The organism is Actinoplanes sp. NPDC023936, from assembly GCF_040639325.1.
Classification (GTDB): domain Bacteria; phylum Actinomycetota; class Actinomycetes; order Mycobacteriales; family Micromonosporaceae; genus Actinoplanes.
Genome location: NZ_JBEZZR010000053.1, coordinates 13,427 through 29,561 on the forward strand (window position 1 = coordinate 13,427; position 16,135 = coordinate 29,561).

The 16,135-nt window shown below is 68.5% G+C and carries 17 protein-coding genes; 9 read left to right on the top strand and 8 right to left on the bottom strand.

Going from position 1 to position 16,135, the window contains the following annotated elements; genetic code table 11:
• The first annotated feature begins 200 nt into the window (after nucleotides 1-200).
• From AB0F72_RS38595 to AB0F72_RS38615, 5 genes are read left to right on the top strand one after another with little or no spacing between them, the layout of a single operon-like run.
• Nucleotides 201-641 carry a hypothetical protein gene (locus tag AB0F72_RS38595; RefSeq protein ID WP_360442931.1) on the top strand — a complete coding sequence of 147 codons (441 nt, stop codon included), beginning with the start codon at nucleotides 201-203 and terminating at the stop codon, nucleotides 639-641.
• Between the two features lie 40 nt (nucleotides 642-681).
• Nucleotides 682-837, top strand: coding sequence for a hypothetical protein (locus AB0F72_RS38600; protein ID WP_360442934.1), 156 nt, complete (start codon nucleotides 682-684; stop codon nucleotides 835-837).
• Nucleotides 838-871: 34 nt separating this feature from the next.
• Nucleotides 872-1,180, top strand: coding sequence for a hypothetical protein (locus AB0F72_RS38605; protein ID WP_360442937.1), 309 nt, complete (start codon nucleotides 872-874; stop codon nucleotides 1,178-1,180).
• 10 nt (nucleotides 1,181-1,190) lie between these two features.
• Nucleotides 1,191-2,420, top strand: a complete 1,230-nt coding sequence (locus AB0F72_RS38610; RefSeq protein WP_360442940.1) for a hypothetical protein — start codon at nucleotides 1,191-1,193, stop codon at nucleotides 2,418-2,420.
• Nucleotides 2,417-2,743: a hypothetical protein gene (locus tag AB0F72_RS38615; protein ID WP_360442943.1), complete on the top strand. Its 327-nt coding sequence runs from the start codon at nucleotides 2,417-2,419 to the stop codon at nucleotides 2,741-2,743. The genes AB0F72_RS38610 and AB0F72_RS38615 overlap by 4 nt, the downstream gene beginning before the upstream one ends.
• Nucleotides 2,744-2,933: 190 nt before the next feature.
• Here AB0F72_RS38615 and AB0F72_RS38620 read toward each other — a convergent pair whose 3' ends face one another.
• From AB0F72_RS38620 to AB0F72_RS38630, 3 genes are all read right to left on the bottom strand, one after another.
• Entirely contained in the window at nucleotides 2,934-5,072 is a 2,139-nt protein-coding gene (locus AB0F72_RS38620) for a glycosyl hydrolase (RefSeq protein WP_360442946.1), read from the bottom strand.
• Complete coding sequence (locus tag AB0F72_RS38625) at nucleotides 5,069-5,842, bottom strand: HlyD family efflux transporter periplasmic adaptor subunit (protein ID WP_360442949.1); 774 nt, start codon at nucleotides 5,840-5,842, stop codon at nucleotides 5,069-5,071. Before AB0F72_RS38625 ends, AB0F72_RS38620 begins: the two co-directional genes overlap by 4 nt.
• Before the next feature lie 63 nt (nucleotides 5,843-5,905).
• Nucleotides 5,906-7,519, bottom strand: a complete 1,614-nt coding sequence (locus AB0F72_RS38630) for a glycosyltransferase family 2 protein (protein WP_360442952.1) — start codon at nucleotides 7,517-7,519, stop codon at nucleotides 5,906-5,908.
• Between the two features lie 446 nt (nucleotides 7,520-7,965).
• Between AB0F72_RS38630 and AB0F72_RS38635 the strand changes: the two genes are divergently transcribed.
• Entirely contained in the window at nucleotides 7,966-8,436 is a 471-nt protein-coding gene (locus tag AB0F72_RS38635; protein WP_360442955.1) for a helix-turn-helix domain-containing protein, read from the top strand.
• Nucleotides 8,437-8,445: 9 nt separating this feature from the next.
• Complete coding sequence (locus AB0F72_RS38640) at nucleotides 8,446-8,934, top strand: PIN domain-containing protein (protein WP_360442958.1); 489 nt, start codon at nucleotides 8,446-8,448, stop codon at nucleotides 8,932-8,934.
• 135 nt (nucleotides 8,935-9,069) lie between these two features.
• Here the strand turns inward: AB0F72_RS38640 and AB0F72_RS38645 are convergent, their stop codons facing one another.
• Nucleotides 9,070-9,735: a hypothetical protein gene (locus AB0F72_RS38645; RefSeq protein ID WP_360442961.1), complete on the bottom strand. Its 666-nt coding sequence runs from the start codon at nucleotides 9,733-9,735 to the stop codon at nucleotides 9,070-9,072.
• Nucleotides 9,736-9,933: 198 nt separating this feature from the next.
• On the opposite strand from AB0F72_RS38645, the gene AB0F72_RS38650 reads away from it, so the two are divergent.
• Entirely contained in the window at nucleotides 9,934-11,715 is a 1,782-nt protein-coding gene (locus AB0F72_RS38650; protein ID WP_360442964.1) for a hypothetical protein, read from the top strand.
• Here the strand turns inward: AB0F72_RS38650 and AB0F72_RS38655 are convergent.
• The 4 genes from AB0F72_RS38655 to AB0F72_RS38670 all read right to left on the bottom strand — a co-directional run bounded on the left by AB0F72_RS38655 (nucleotide 11,712) and on the right by AB0F72_RS38670 (nucleotide 14,996).
• Entirely contained in the window at nucleotides 11,712-12,326 is a 615-nt protein-coding gene (locus AB0F72_RS38655; RefSeq protein WP_360442967.1) for a DUF6346 domain-containing protein, read from the bottom strand. The two genes, AB0F72_RS38650 and AB0F72_RS38655, sit on opposite strands and share 4 nt — an antisense overlap.
• A gap of 60 nt (nucleotides 12,327-12,386) precedes the next feature.
• Nucleotides 12,387-13,064 carry a hypothetical protein gene (locus AB0F72_RS38660; protein WP_360442970.1) on the bottom strand — a complete coding sequence of 226 codons (678 nt, stop codon included), beginning with the start codon at nucleotides 13,062-13,064 and terminating at the stop codon, nucleotides 12,387-12,389.
• A gap of 87 nt (nucleotides 13,065-13,151) precedes the next feature.
• Nucleotides 13,152-13,817: a lytic transglycosylase domain-containing protein gene (locus tag AB0F72_RS38665; RefSeq protein WP_360442973.1), complete on the bottom strand. Its 666-nt coding sequence runs from the start codon at nucleotides 13,815-13,817 to the stop codon at nucleotides 13,152-13,154.
• Nucleotides 13,818-13,937: 120 nt separating this feature from the next.
• Nucleotides 13,938-14,996 (bottom strand): DUF2293 domain-containing protein, encoded by a 1,059-nt coding sequence (locus AB0F72_RS38670; RefSeq protein WP_360442976.1) that lies wholly within the window; start codon nucleotides 14,994-14,996, stop codon nucleotides 13,938-13,940.
• Nucleotides 14,997-15,262: 266 nt separating this feature from the next.
• Between AB0F72_RS38670 and AB0F72_RS38675 the strand changes: the two genes are divergently transcribed.
• Nucleotides 15,263-16,135 (top strand): DUF559 domain-containing protein, encoded by an 873-nt coding sequence (locus AB0F72_RS38675; protein ID WP_360442979.1) that lies wholly within the window; start codon nucleotides 15,263-15,265, stop codon nucleotides 16,133-16,135.

Sequence of the window (16,135 nt, forward strand, 5' to 3'; positions counted from 1 at the left end):
GCGTTCTCTCAGCAGCCACGCTACGACCGGGCTGCATCGGATTTCCTGACCGAGTACGGCAACGGCATGGAAGACGCCGATGAGCAGCGATGGATGCTGCTCTGGGACTGCTTCGTACTCGAGCACAGGCCGGCGAACGGCCGGACGGTGGTGGAACAGTTCGTTGATGCCGGCCGGACCTGCCCGAGGCCGAGCGGGAGATGGTGCTCGGCTGGCGCGATGTGGTGCAGGGTCCGTTCGAGGTGCTGCGGAAGGACGGGTTGGCGCTCGTGGTGGAGGGCCTGGTCGACGATTTGACGTACCGGGTCCGATCGAACATGGGGCCGGCCGTGTTCCGGCAGATGCCGCGCCGTTCGTTCATCATTGCCCGGCTGGTGGCGGTCGGTGACGAGTGGATGTTGAGCGGGCCGGTGCAGATGCTGCGGGCGAGCGAGCGGGACTTCGCCTATCAGCTCGCGCTGGACATGTCGTTGCGTACGCCGGCGGCGGTGTTCCGGAATCCGGAGAAGCAGGCTCGGGCATGGGAGCACCAGCGTGCTGACGGGGCACGGTTCGTCGAGTTCTTCGGCACTGATCTGCTGGTGGTGCCGGGGGGAGCAGGCACAGGAGCGACTCGACGGCTACAACACGTACTGTCGTGACGCGGTTCTCGGTCCGGAACCGAAGGAGGTTCCCTCTTCGGTGTCGATGACGTTGCCACCGGATCTGACCGACGCGGAAACGGTGGCGATCATCTACGACGAGACGGACGGACTCGGTTTCTACGCGGAGTTCGGCCTTGTGGAAGAAGCGTTCGCGAACCCTGACCTGCTGCGATGCCGCCGGTGGCGTGAGTAGACGCTGTCCTATCTCGAGGACGACGTTGCCCCACTTGGAGACGATCTCGATCGGGGTGTGGTCCTGGTTGACGCGCCATGAGCGGGAAGCGCGATTCGCGTTCCTCGATGGCGCGCGACTGCTCATGCGTGAGCTGGTCAAACGTCCGCTCGCGGGCTACCCGGAACACCGGCAGAGCGGTTCGCGTGCGCATGTTCGGCAGGCGGTCCTGCGGGAGCATGCCGGGGCAGTCGCCTCCGATCCTGAACCGGCCGACCTGGATATCGGTAAACGTCGAATGAAGCAACGTGCGGACCCGGGCGGGTTCGTGGCGCTGGCCGTCGGCGGAGGTGGGCTCCAGTGAGTGATCTTCGATGAGCAATCCACTGGTCGCTGAGGTGCACCATTCCACCACCTGGTCGACTGGATTGGGGCTGGTCGAAGACGCCCGGCAGGTCGCCGACGGAATACGGGATAACAGCTGGGTCGACGTCACGCTCGGCGGAATCGGCGGTAGCCTCGACGCCCTCGCGGTGGGGGTCGATCCGCTCGGCTCGCTCTTCGCCTGGGGCGTCGGCTGGCTGATGGAACATGTCAGCCCGTTGACGGAAGCTCTCGATCGGCTGGCCGGAAACCCGGACGAGGTTGCCGGGCATGCGGCGACGTGGCAGAACGTGTCTGCCGCTACCTCGGAGGCTCAACAACGGTACGCGTCCGCGATTCGGGCGCAGACCGCCGACTGGATCGGTATGTCCGCCAATGCGTACCGTTCCCAGGCCGCCGAGCAGCTCACCACGATCCAGGGGATCGCGACGGCCACGAACGCCATCGCGTACGCGGTCGAGGGTGCCGGTCTCCTGGTCGGGATGGTTCGGGAGATCGCTCGTGAATTGATCGCCCAGTTCGTGGCGACGCTGGCGGTGCGGTTGCCGCAGTGGCTGGCGGCGGAGGGCATCACGCTTGGCCTGGCCACGCCCGTGGTCGCGGGACAGATAGCTTCACTGGTCGCCCAATGGGCGAATCGAATCCAGCACTTCATCCGGGCGCTCCTGCACAGCCTGCGGCGCCTCAGTGAAAGGCTCACCGAGCTCGTCGCAGTTCTCGGCCGCCTCCAGAAAGTGCTCGGACGGCTGAGCCGCACCGACCCGACGGCAGTGCCGGCCGGGCGCGGCGCGCCTTCGGGTGGCTCCGCCGGGAGGGGCGAGGCCGGTCTGTTCCGGGAAGGCGACGGTATCGTCCGTAACGGCGAGAAGCTCCTGATGAGCAGGGCGAACGTGCTGGCGGTCGCGGAGAAGTTCGGGATCGATCTGCGGGACGTCCGGTTTTCTTTGGACAAGATTCGGCGCGGGTCCGGCCCCGGCAAGGAGTTCTATGGTGTGACGATGCCGGACGGCGAGATCAAGCTGGCACGTGACGCGTTCATGAATGAGCAGCAGTTGGCGCGGACCTTGGCGCACGAGACATTTCACCTCACCGAGCTGCGCGGCGGGATGAAGTACCCGTGGAACGAGGCCGACCGTGCCGCCTATGAGATTCGTGCATACGCATACGAGGAGCAGTGGTGGCAGACGAAGAAACACCTGCTCGACCCGGAGCAGGGATGACGGATCCCAGCCGTAGGTGGCAGGCCTGGTTCGATGCCTTCACGAAGATCCGGGACGCATGGCCCACCCGGCTCGATGTCCGCTGTCCGGATGGTGATCAAGGGCACCTGCACATCACGTACACGGGAAGCGCAGAGTCCAGGGTTGGCTTCGCGACGATGTGGTGCGACGTGGGTCGTGACGGCATCTTTCTTCCGCGGGTCGGGATTCCGGAAGGCGCGGAGATGCTGTCCTTCGAAATGACGGCGGAGGAACGAGCCGCCGTCATTCCCGACATCAGCCTCATCCCGATAGGTCCGTCCATCCCGGACGAGGATGAGTGAGATCTTCGAATTCGCCGAGCGGATGACCCGGCTGCGGGAGCGGCACGCCCGCAAGCCGAGCCTGATCGACCGTTTCGACCGGGCCCGGCTGGACTGACTCGGCTGGCGGGCGCGCGCCGGCCGGCCCAAGGGCATGGACCGGCCGTCCGGCGGCGTGGTGCCTCGCCCTTCCGCTCGGGACCGTCGTTCCTCAGCCTCCGGGCGCCCGGAGGATTCGGGGAGCGTCCGTCGGCCCGAACGCCAGCGACCCCACCGGCGCGGGGGCGTTCGGCTGTGGGGGTCCCAGCACGGCCAGGGCCTCGACCCAGTATCGGACCATCGCCCGGCTGGTGCTCTCCTCTCGGGTGACGCCCGCGTCGAGCCGACGGCGGGCGGCCTCCGGGTCGGACAGGGCGAGGTCGGCGGCGAAGAGGTTGCCCCAGACCGCGGGCTTGTCGCCCAGTTCCTTCTGGCGGGCGGCGGACGGGCCGCGGTAGAACGCGCCGGCGGTCAGCGGCAGCAGCTGGATGCCGAGGACGGACTCCGGCTTGGGGTCGAACCAGGTCGCATAGTCGATTTTGGCGTCCCAGACGATGCCCGCGGTGGTGTGCGCGTATCCGGCCTCGCGGGTCAGCCCTTCACCGAGCCAGTACATCCGGGCCGTCGCCGCCTCCAGGGCGTAGTGGGCGATGCCGTACCCGGTCATCGCCGCGTTGTCGCGGACGACTCCCCACCGGGCCACTGCCTCCCAGGCCGCCACCGCTTCGCTGGACGACTCCTGGTTGTTGCCGTCCGCGAAGGGGGCGAACCCGGAGGCGGCCGAACTGCCGAGATAGGCGTTGAAGGCCCGAAACGGGGGCAGCCCGCTCGCCGGGCCGATCGCCAGCGATCCGGCGTAGTCGCGGACGATCAGGTCGACCACGTCGCCGTACTCGCGGGCGAATCCGGGATCTGCTGTTGCCAGCACGGCGGCGGCGCGGACCAGGTAGCCGTACTGGAAGTGATGGTCGTTGTAGTCCTGTGCGCCGAACTCGGCCGGAACGGCTATCAGCCCACCCCAGGTCGGGTCGTAGCCGAAATAGCGCCCGTCGGACGGTCCGGTGTGGGTCAGCCAGTCGACGAGTTGCGGCCGCAGCCGGTCGAGCGCCGCCGTGCGCTGAGCGTCCGCGCCGGCGGCGGCCGCGACCTCGGCGATGGTGGACAGCCGGCCGAGCTCCTTGAGTCCGAAGTAGCTGCCGCCCGCGCCGGGCGGATCGGCCAGGTCACGGTCCAGGTCGGCGAGCACGGCCTGGTGCGCGGCCTTGCTCAGCGGCACCTCGGGCACGGCGGTGAGCAACCCCGGCATCGGGGTCTTGACCTGCACCGCGTCGGCCGTGACCACCGACATCGTTCCCCGGGCGTCCGGATAGGAGCCGGCCAGCGGCGCCGGCCCGGCGACCAGGCCGGCCTGGTGGTGCGGCAGCAGGGCCCACGCGCCGGCCCCGCCGGCGGCCCGGCGTGCGGTGAGTGTCTGGCTGACCGTGCCGGCCGCGGCGTCGTACGCCGTGGTGGCCGTGGTCTGCACGATCGGATCGGTGGTGCTGGCCTTCTCCCAGCTCGCCTGATCGGCGCCGGCCGGCACCCGGGCGACGGCGAGCTGCTCGCCCGACCCGGTGACGGTGGTCCCGGCCTGCGTCAGATCGGTGCCGAGAACGTCCCAGCGTGCGCCCGCGATGTCGAGCCGGGCCCGGGTGGCCGAGCTGCCGACGTCGCGGAAGGTGCCGTTCAGGGTGGGCGCCGCCCCGTCGAAGCGCAGCCACACCACCGGGCTGCCCTGCGCGAGGGTGACATCGACGTGGCCGCCACCGGCGAGCCCGACGCGCAGGACGACGTGGAAGGCGCCGTAGCCGACGACGCTCACGGCGCCGGTGGCAGCGCCGACGGTGAGGGCCGGCACGAACGGGGTGATCACGGCATTCGCGGAGGCGGTGAGCGGCGCGCCGCTGATCTGCAGGCCGCCGGCGGCGGCCTGCACGGCCAGCGGGTGGGTCCAGATCGGTTGGGTACGGGGCCCGGTCAGTGCTGAGCTCCACCACTGGTTGGTCGGCGCCGCCTGGCCCGCGAGGTCGCCGGCCTGCGTGGGGGCCTTGGTCGGGGCGGACCCGGCCGGCAGCTTCTCGGCGATGCTTCCGCTGCCGGTCACCACCGGAACGGTGAGCGGCGACGCGGCGGCGTCCTCCATGACCGTGCCGGCGTTCCGCGCCGGCGCGGCCGGGACCCGGTCCACCGGCTCGGCGTCCGGTGTGGAGGTGCACGCGGTCAGCGCGGTGAGCGCCGCGATCCCCGTCATGGCCAGGATGCGGCGGCTCATGCGCTGTTCACGGCAGGGGTGCTGCCGGTCGCAGTGGTGGTGTCGACGACGACGGCGAACTGCAGCCCCGGCACCAGCGTCCGCACTGTCGCCCGGGCCGCCGGATCCGGCCGCAGCACGACGGTCAGCTCGTCCGCACCGCTCGCCTGCTGGCCGGCATCGACCTTGGGCTCGACCTTCTCCAGTGTCGTGGTGATCCGGCTGGACAGGCCGGGACCTGTCACGTAGGCGGTCATCCCGAGCCGGAACTTGCGGAGCTTCTCGAGCGGCACGTCTACCGCGAAGACGACCTTGGCCGGGTCGTACAGGGTGACGATCGGCTCACCGGCCCGGGCGATCTGCCCGGGCGCCACGTTGATCTTGGTGACGATGCCGGCGGCGGGCGCCTGCAGCTTCTGTACGCGCCGCCCGCCGCCGTCCGCGGTCAGGGTGATGGTGGCCAGGTCCGCGCCGGCGGTGACGCTCGTCCGCTCGGTGGTCATCATCTCGGTGACGACGGCGGCATCGGCCGAACCGACGGTGATCGGCTGCGCGGTGAGCACCGCCTTGCCGGCATCCACCATGTTCCGTTCGGCGAGGCGCTGCCGCACGATGTGGGTGCCGCCCGCGCCGGCCGCCGTCAGCAGGATCAGCACCACCACGCCGGTACGCATGACTCGCAGCGCACTGCGTCCTCGGCGCTTCGGCGTCGGGGCCGCCGGTTCGGGACGCGGAATGACAGTGGTCGAGCTGTTGTCGAAGGTTCTGGCATTGTCGATCGTGGCGCTCATGGTGGTACACCTCTCGGCGGTGCGGCCCGGATCAGGCGGCGGATGGTGGCGGGCAGAAGCCGGTCAGGCAGTGGCCGCGACGTGCTGCGGCTGGGTGGCGGATGGTCCGCCGTAGGGCGTCGAGCGCGGGACTTCCGGCGATCCGGCCGGCGGTCTGGCGCCGTGCCGGATCCGGCCGCCGGTGACCGATTCGAGGATCATCCGGCCGAGGATCAGAACGATCATGGAAGCCCAGCCGACGGAGAGCCAGGTAGGCGCCGGATCGGCCATCACCAGCACACCGACCACGATGGCGGTGACGTTCAGGACGAGCAGGGCGAAGAGCGGCATGACCGCCCACAGCGACCGGGTGCCGTCGCCGCCGGCGTTGGTGACCTTCCACTTCGCCGGCCGGCCGACCAGCACGCCGCCGAGCGCCCGCATATGTACCGGCGTCGCGCCGATGCTGGCCACGATCGCCGACAGCTTGAACCCGCCCGACTGCAGCCAGGTGACCAGCAGCACGGCCGCCTGGAACGGCAGGTAGTGGGTGGCCCAGGCGAGGCCGTCGGCGCGGATCGGGCTCAGCGCGAAGAGCAGGTAGAGCGCCGGGAACAGCATGAAGGTCAGCATCGCCATGGACAGCAGGTAATGCGTGCCGCAGAACAGGTACTGCAGTCGCTGGTCGATGGTCAGGCCGATGCCGCGCCTGAACAGCCGCCCGCGTAGCAACACCTCGAAACCGCCGCCCGCCCAGCGCAGCTGCTGCTTCAGGTACGAGGGGACGTCCTGCGGGGCCAGCCCGCGGGCCAGCACCTGCGGGACGTAGATCGACTTCCAGCCGCGCTTGTGCAGCTCGATCGACGTCCAGAGGTCCTCGGAGTTGCTGCCCGTCCAGATGCCGCCGATGGTGTCCAGTGCGGTCCGGCGGAACATCACGTTCGTACCTACGCAGAACGCGGCGTTGAAGTGGTTCTTGCCCGGGCAGACGAGCTCGTAGAAGATGCGCTGAGCCTCGCCGGAACCGGTGGCGACCAGATTCACGTTGTTCGTGTAGTACTGCGGGGACTGGACGAATGCGACGTCCGGGTCGTGGAAGTGCGGCAGGACGCTGAGCAGGAAGTTCGGCTCGGGCACATGGTCGGCGTCGAAGATGACCACGAACTCACCATTCGTACGGGCCAGCGCGGCGTTGACGTTGCCGGCCTTCGCATGCTCGCCGCCCGGGCGGCGTAGGTAGCCGATACCCACCTCGTCCGCGATCTCGCGCAGCTCCTCGTTGTCGCCGTCGTCGAGCAGGAACGTGCGGTGCGGCAGAACCATGTCGCGGGCCGCGACCATGGTGCGCCGGACCAGCGCCGGCTCCTCGCCGTACGCGGTGATGAAGACGTCGATGGACGGCGCCTCCGCGCCGGCCCGCAGCCGGTTGCGCCAGACCGTGGCGTCCACCGATTCGGGCCGGTCGTCGTGGGCCAGGATGGTCCACCACGTGCCGATCAGGTGCAGGGCGGTCAGGCCTTCGGCGGCCAGCATGGCGAACCAGAGCCAGCCGGGCCCGCGGTACGCCGGGTTGAGCAGGAAGAGCTGATAGAACAGCGTGGCGGCGAGCGCCGCGATGATGGCGACGCGCGTCGAACGCTGCAGCGGCCGCCATGCCAGGCGAGCTGCCCGGGCCGGCGGAACTGGCGGTGCCGTCATGAATGCTCCCGAAAGCCTTCGATATCCAGCGCCGTGGATTCGGTGCCGTAGACCAGGGAACAGGAACATCCGCCGGCGCGCGACCCACCCGCGTCGAACATTTATATTCGGCGCGGGTTACGAGTTCAGAAAATCGTCATCTTCATGTGGACTTATGATCTTCATTCATCGATTTGTGCCGCTCTGAGCTGCGGATAATCATTTAGAAATGTAAATCTTTTGTGACCGGCAGGTCTCTTTTTTTCGGGCTGTAGGGCTGGCTAGTGGGTGAGGTCACATGGCTTGCGGACGGGTGCGATGGGTTCTGTCAATGCGACCGAAACGCTGCCGAAACGAGGCAGCCTCGGTTCGGGTGGACTACTTGCACGTATGCCCGGCTACTGCGCGCAGGATGTTCCAAACCGTACTGGGCTTTCGAATTTTTCGAATAGCGGTATGCTCAGGTCATGTCGAGCACGCTGCGTGAACGAACTGTTCTGCCACCGGAGGACCCTGCCGACCTGGTGCGCTTCGCGCGGGGTCTGGCCGACGCTGAGGCCCCAGCGCGAGCGAAGCTGGTGGGGCCGGACGGATCGCAGATCGACATTCCGGCCGAGCTCTACGAACTGCTGCGCGAGGTCGTCGGTGCCCTGTCCCAGGGCATGGCCATCTCGATCGCCCCGCACAACACGATGCTGACGACCCAGGAAGCGGCTGACCTGCTCAACATCTCGCGGCCGACACTGGTTCGGCTGCTCACTGACGGTGAGATCCCGCACAGCATGCGTGGCCGGCACCGGCGCGTCCTGCTGCGCGACATCCTCGAATACTCTGAGCGCACCCGAGCCGAGCGCCGCAGCGCCCTCGACCAGATGGCAACCGATGCCGAGGATGACGGGCTGTACGAGATCACCATTGACTCCCAGCCGTCCAGGTGACCACCGCCCATGGTCGCGTTCCCCGCGTTTCTCGACACCTGTGTGCTCTACCCCGCCTACCTGTGCGACACGTTGCTTCGCCTCGCCGAAGCCTCCGCGTACCGGCCGTTGTGGTCGGCTGATGTCTTCGCCGAGCTGCGGCGCAACCTCGGCGACCGCGGGCTACCACCGGATCGGGTCGACCGGCGGCTCGGGCAGATGGCCCGGTCATTCCCCGACGCCCAGGTGACGGGCTATGAGTCACTCATCGACGGTATGACGAACCATCCCAAGGACCGGCACGTCTTGGCTGCGGCCGTGGCGATCCACCCTGACGACTTCCTTCTCGACCAGCTCGATCTCTACCCCGGCGTGACCATGGATGTGCTCCGTCGCCAAGCCGCTTCCTACCGGCGGGTGCCGAACACTGTGCCGGAGATTCTGGTTCTCCTTGACCGCACTGGCGTACCCGGATTCGCGGCTGAAGTGCGGCGTCATCTCGGGCCGCCGACTTGGTAGCGCAGCCGACCGAGCAGCCGACGCCGGTTTCAAGCCAGGGGCCCGTTGCGGCGACACCCCGCCGGTCGGCGAACGCCTGATCGGCACGCTGTGATTGAAGCGCCGTCGCGGCCAGATGCCGCACTGCTTGGAATGTCAGAGCTTCTCCGTGGTGTCCGAGACGCTCGCCCGTGACCAGGCAAGGTCGAAGATGCGTAGGCAAAAGTCGTACATCGGGCTGGGGTTCTGGAATACGGTGCAGGGGGAGTTGCGGCCGTGCTCCCGCGGCGAGTAAGTGGTCAGGTAGGCGATCCGGTCAGTCGCGATCATGCGTGCGAGGTGCGGAAAGTCGTAGAGCCTGAGCTCCACCTCGGCCCGATCACCGCAGTGAGCCAGGAGATAATCCACGTTGGCCTTGACCTGGCGGCCGAGTAAGCCGGCACGGAAGGCGGCGTCGTGCTCGCTCACCTCACGTTCGCGATGGTCCAGCCAGCTCCCTTCGACGCTGGTGCTTGGGTCGGGGAGCAGGATCTTGACAGGCACTCGCCCGGATCGTCGGCTCCACAGGTCAGCGAAGCTGTCACGAGTGAGTTCGTTGCCGCGGCTGGTAAATATGCGAACCCATTTCGCATTCTGCAAGTCATCGGCGAGTGCCGCATTCGCCAATGACTGCTTGGGATAGGTCCGAGTGACGCCGGCACCGGTCAGCCGTGAGAGCCAATTGATCAGCCTTCCGCGAAGCCTTCGTGATCCAAACCATGCGACCCCCGCCACCAGCAGGCTCGCGGTCAGCGAACTGAGCACTCCCCAGGTGAAATCCACGAGTCATCCCCTTCCGTGGTTCCTCTATTCTCGACACTTGTGCAAGTAGAGTTGCCACCCGGAGCGAATTTGACCTTGACTCCCGGTGAATGCCGTTCGTGGCTGAGGCGCGTTCCGCGGACACCTGAGGCGAAGCAGGCGTGCGACTCGCTCCGGCCCCGTGGGCTGGGATTCTTCCGGGCCAGACCGCCGCTCCCCGTGCTTCTGTTCCTGGCAGCCAGGGAAGGGCGGCTGATCGGATCGGCGGACGCGTTCGCCGTCATCGAGCCGCCGATCGCCCGGATGTCCGAGTGGAACGCGGCGATGCGAGTTCTGCCACGGGATGTGCGGGCGATCGCCTGGCTGGCCCGTGCTTGGCAGTTCATACTGCCGGTGGCCCCGGTATTGATCGCCATGTTGGTGGCGGTTCCACTGGTTCTCCTCCACAGAGCGAACGCACTCACCGCGCTGGTGCTGATCCTGGCAGGCCTGACAGTGTTGGCCGGCGACATGACAGTCTCCGTGATCCGGCTCGCCGGGGAACTCATCCGGTCGGGGAGCGCGAATACGACCGACAACGAGATCATTGGCAATGAGCTACGGGGACACTGCTGGACCATAGCCTTCGGTCATGCCCTCGAACCCGCCGATGTGGACCGGCTCAGCGCGGAGGCATTCCGGCGAGTGTCGGCGCTGACGGACGCGATGTTGCCCGAGGACCCGGCATTCGGTTCCGAATGCCTCGGCGTTCGTGTCCAGAGTTTCGCCGGACGCGATGCCCGGGATGCTCTTGGATCTCTGCCTTCGCTTCAACGGATTCCGCGGACTGACTGGTTCGTCATCGGTGCCAGGACAGACTTCAAGAGACCAGATCACGAGGCCGTCCGGCCGTTGAGCATCGTCCGGCTCATGCTCGTGGCCACGACCCTCTGTGTGCTGGTTTCCGCGCAGGTCGTCGCCTCGTTAGAGCGTCAGGCATGTTCGACTCCCGGCTGTGATGATCGACAGCTCAGCTACCCGTGGGCACTGCGCTGGATCATCGAGTACGTCTTTTTCCAATTCCCGGAGTCGGTGACCTGGCAAGCACAGCTGTTGGGATTGCTGGTCATGGTCGCTGTTCCGGTGATGGTGATCTGCGTCTTCATGGCAACGCGCCAGCGTCTCCGGTACCGACGCGCACGGAGAGATCTGATGTACGACGCCATCAAGCGGATGGCGGCTCAGCCCGCCGTGGCAATTCTCGTCGTCAACGAGGCCGAGTCCAAAGCCGTCCGGGACGCCTTCGTCGCGCGCTCACCCGGCCTCGTTCCGGCGACCGGCAAGGTGGGTGGCAAGGCCGTGACCCAGCTCGGAGTTCTTGGCGGGGCTCGTATCGTCATGGCACAGAGTGAGCAGGGGACAGTGGGGGCCGGCTCGATGCCGTGGACCGTCGACAACCTCGTCAAGAACCTAGATCCGGTATTCCTGGTCCTGACCGGTGTCTGTTACGGCTTGGATTCCCGTGAGCTCGACGGTGGAAAACAGGACATCGGTGATGTCGTGGTCGCCACTCAGTTGCGCGCCGTGGAGCATCGCAAGGTGACCACCCGCGCCGATGGTTCTCAGTACGAGATCACTCGCGGCCCTCGCCCGGAAACGTCGAGCGACCTCTTGAGCCATGCACGCGTTCTGGGTCACGCTCGGCAGCCGGCGGTTCACTTCGGCCCGGTCCTCTCGCTCAACACCCTGGTCAACAGCGCGGAAGAGCGCGCCAGATTGCGTGCCCTCGACGAGGAGGCAATCGCGGGGGAGATGGAGGCGACCGGTCTCTACGCCGCTGCCAGCCAGGTGAAGAGCGATTGGATCATCGTCAAGGGCATCTCTGACTGGGGAGTGGAAAAGGCCGATGACTTCCAGGCCGCAGCGGCTCGCAATGCCGCGGACATCGTCGCCGACCTGATCGTCCAGATCGCCCCCGGCGCTGAGCGTGGCCGAGCTGGGTCGGACGTCCTGGAGAGTTAGGGCGTCATCTTCTTCTTGGTTGCCCAGTCGACGATGGCGAAGTAGCGGTGTGGGCCGACCACCGCGTCGAGCAGGTAGAAGGCCGTGGTGCCGATCAATACGATGATGAACGCGATCTGGGCCAGGTGGAGCAGCGCGAGCAGCACGGCGAAGATCAGCGGGGCGGGCCGGCCGACCGCGCAGTCCAGTGAGTCGCCGTCGCAGGCCGCGCGGAACTCCACCGGGCGGCCGGCGTCGGCGGGGGTGACCATCGAGTTGAAGACGACCGTGTGGAACGTGCGTCCGTCCTCCAGCGCGACCTCGACCTGGCACTCCCACCAGTTGCCGAAGCCGTTCACGCTCACCGGTCCGACGCGCCGGCAGTCGCCCACCTGGGCGGTCGCCGGCGCCTCGCTACCCGCCCACGGCGTGCCGGTTCCCGGATAGAAGCCGGTCAGCGTGGCGAGCAGCAGCCATACCAGCGGCACCGAGGCGAGCGCGACGATCGCCTTGCCGAGCATGACGAGCCGGTACCCGATCGGCCCGCGACTCCGGTATTCGGCCAGCGCTCTGGTTCGCGCCGACAGGTCAGCCGGATCGTCGCCCTGGTTGGCCGTTCGCTGGTCCACCATGTGTAAGCCCCCGGCAGTGATCGTATTTGATCGATGCACCGGGCGGGCCGGACGCGACGGTTACTCCGGCCGAGGCTTGCGGGCCCTCTCCGGGAACAGCAGCAGCGCGCCGATCAGGAAGCACAACGCCCCCAGCGCCGTGCAGCTGTTCACCACCGCCGTGCTGCGCTCGTCGCCCACCGAGGGTACGACGTACGACGCCACGGCTGAGGCCCCGAACGCCAGGCAGCCGAGCAGGTTCACGGTGGCGATCGCCGACTCCAGCGTCCGGCGCGGCCGGCCCAGCGGATGCCCGGTGACCTGGACGTATGCCAGGTACCCGGAGATCAGGAAGCAGATCGAGCCGAGCGCGTCCGGCCGCCACACCAGGCGGTCGTAATCGGGGGATTCCAGCCCGACCCGCAGGGCCCGGAACGTTGTCGCGTTGAAGAACAGCGTCCCGAGGAGTTGCACGCCGCTGCTCCACCAGCCGATCCGGCGCGGCTCGAAGGTCAGCAGCCTCAGCCGGTGGCCGGGCTCGCGGCCGGAGTTGATCGTCTCCAGCCACTGCAGGCCGGCCGCCGTGGTGAACAGGAGCGACCCCACGAAGAAGACCAGGCCGTCAACGCCCGGACCGACGAGCCGCGCGAAAGCCGGGATCGGGGCGACGAGGAAACAGGCCGACCCGGCGGCGAACAGGGCAGCGATCCACCATGACGTCCGGGAGGGGAGTTTCGTCGGGTGCCGGGTCGCGGGCATGGACAAGTCCATCCCGTGGGCGCCCACCGGCGCGTCACCCCGGCGGGATGATTCACCCGGGTGGAGATGGCCGGCCTGCCTCGCCGATCAGTAGTGCCCGTTGTTCTGGAAGTAGGTCCAGGCGCCGCACGGTGACTGGTAACGGCCCTTGACGTACCCCAGGCCCCATTTGATCTGGGTTGCGGGGTTGCTCTTCCAATCGGAGCCAACCGAGGCCATCTTGCTGCCGGGCAGGGCCTGGGGGATGCCGTAGGCGCCCGAGCTGCGGTTCTCCGCCTTGTAGTTCCAACCGCTCTCCTTGTTCCAGAGCTGGTTGAGGCAGGGGAACTCGGCGATCCCGAAGCCGGCGTCGAGCATCAGCGTGCAGCCGATCGCCCGGCTGCCGCTGAACTCCCTGCAGGATCCCGGGATCGGCCCGTTGAAGGCGACCGGCCCGGCGTTCGCCTCGGCTTCCGCCTTCTTCTTCGCGATCCGCTTGGTCTCCAGGGTGCGCGCCTGCTTGGCGGCCCGTTTCGCCTCGGTGGCCGCTTTGCCGGCAGCCTCGTTCTCCGCCTGGTGCCGCATCGCGCGGGCCGCGGTGTGCTCGTTCTGCCGTTCCTTGAGCAGCTGCATGTCACTGATCTCGGCCTGGGCGAGCGCGACGGGCGCGGGCGTCTCGCGCTGCTGTCCTAGATAGACACCGCCGACCAGGCCGGCGAGCAGGACCGCGACCGAGGCGGTGCGAGCACCGGCCTTCTTCCACGCGTGAGTCACCGGGCATCCCTTCATTGCGGAGGAGCGCTTGAGGGTACGACGTGGCGGGCCGCTTCGTGCAATCGCTCATGGTGGCGTACGGCGCGCCGTCCGGCCGGCCCGGTTGCGCGAATCGCCCGGTTACCGCTGGTGGCGCCAGCGGTCCAGGACGAGGTCGATGTCGGCGCGGATGCGGTCGCGGGCCTCCTCCCGGGGGACCCCCGACATCAGCAACTCGTCATAGTCCGTGTCCTTGTGCCGGATCGAGGCCACCACCGCGCGCGTCACCGCCTCCGGGTCCAGTGCCCGGCCCGCGGCGCTGCGCCCGACCCGGCCGCTGCCCCGGACGCCGGTGTGCCGGCTGATCGCTGTGGCTCGGGCGGGCGGGCAGCCGGGGAACAGCCGGGCGATTGCTTCGGCGAGCTCCTGCTGGAACGACTCGTCAGCGACCTCGCGGCGTTCCCGGTCGCGCTCACGGCGGCGGGCCCGGGCGTCCTCGTCGGACAGACATTCCCGTTCGGCCTCCTCGACGGCGGCCTGTTCGACAAGCAGGCCCTGTCGTTCGTGGCGTCGGCGGGAGCGGCTGAAGCGCACCACCACGGCGGAGAGCCCGCTGTTCTTCTTGGCACGGCGGGTCAGCGCCACGTTGCCGGCCGGCAGGAAGACCAGGTGGTCGAGGTCGGCGCAGGTCAGGCAGAGCGGCCCGGCGTCCTCCATGGTCAGCATGTCGGCGCCGGTCTGGCCGCAGCCGGTGCAGGTGAAGTCCTTCAGCGGCTGCACCACCACCAGATCGAGGGCTTTGCTCTGCTTGGCGGTGAGCCGTTCCCGCTGGCGTTCCGGCAGGTCGGCGGGCATCCAATGGGTGCGGAACGCCAGCTCCTGCTCGGGCCGGCCGGCGGCGGTGAAGCGCAGCGGACGCCGGTCGCGGGTGGCGGACAGGTAGCCGACCTCGCTGGGACGCAGCCCCCGGCTGGTCACCCAGCGGTGGAACACCTCCAGCGCGTCGGTGATCCGGTCGGCCGACACGGCGGTCAGCGACTCCAGGTCCGGCACGCGGCCCTGCTGCCAGACTTCCACCTGCCGGTGGGACACCCATCCGAGCCCGGTCAGCACGTCGATCAGGCTCACCTGATGCTGGTGCGTCAGGGCCTGCTCGGCGGCGGTGATCACCCGGCGTTCCAGCTTCGAGACGGGCTGCATGGCGGGAAGAGTATCGGTCTAAGGTGGCGCGGTGACGTCTTGGAGCGCACCTCCCGCCGCACCCGTGCCGCCGCAGCACGGGATCCGGATTCAGGACGAGGCGTGCTCCCGCCGGTGGTTCGCTCCGAACTCGTCCACGACCTGCGGGTGATCGACTGAGATCCCAGCTGGCGGGCATTCCCGTCGATCGTGTCGTCCAGGTTCGCGGTGCGGATGCTGGACGGGTCGCCCGTGCCGTCGCCGAGCACGGCGCTGACCTGGCGGCGGTGGTGACGAGCGCGGGCTCCGGCGGGAAGACCCCCGCCGCGTTCGTCGCCGCGCTGCTGGACGACCTGGAACGAGTCGCCGCCGAGCTGCTTCCCGCATGGCTGCCCGAGGCATCCGACATCAACCGGACCGATCTCGGTGGTGTGGCCGCCATCCGGATGATCGCCGAGGCCCGGGCGGTTCGGGCGCACTACAGCCGGCCGTTCCTGCGCGACCTGGCCCTTCTCGCGGTCACCGGGCACCGGGCGGAGAGCCGGCTTCCGGCCCGGGCCCGCGCCGGCCAGCTCGCCCGCCTGATCGCCGAGAGCTTCGGCCGGGACCGATGTGTGCTGCTCGTGTCGCCCGCCGCGGGCCTCACCCCGGTGGAGCGCGATGCGATGCTGGCCGGCGGTGACTGGCTCGCCCTCCACGCCCGGGCCGGGATCTGGCTGCTCAGCGACTCGCCGGTCGACGTGGAACGCGTCCCGGTGGTGACTGTGGACGGCCCGGTCGGTGAGCCGGAGCCGGTCGTCCTCGGCAGGCCGCACCCGGCCAGCGCGGTGGAGGCGGCTCTGGAGGCAGCGCTCGCCGCCGAGAGCTGGGCCACCGGCCGCCGGTGGAACCAGACCTATCAGTCGAACGCGCTCAGCGCCCCGATACGGCTGGATCTCTGCTGGCCGCGCGAGCGGTGCGTGGTGGAGCTGGACGGGCCGGAGCACTGCCATCCGGTGCGCTTCGAGGCCGACCGGCAGCGCGACGTCCAGTTGCAACTCGACGGCTACGCCGTCCTCCGGTTCACCAATGCACGTGTCGTCCACGACGTGGGCGCCGTGGTGCATCAGATCGGCACCTATATTCGGGGCCGGCGGCGCGACACAGCGGAAGGAAACTGA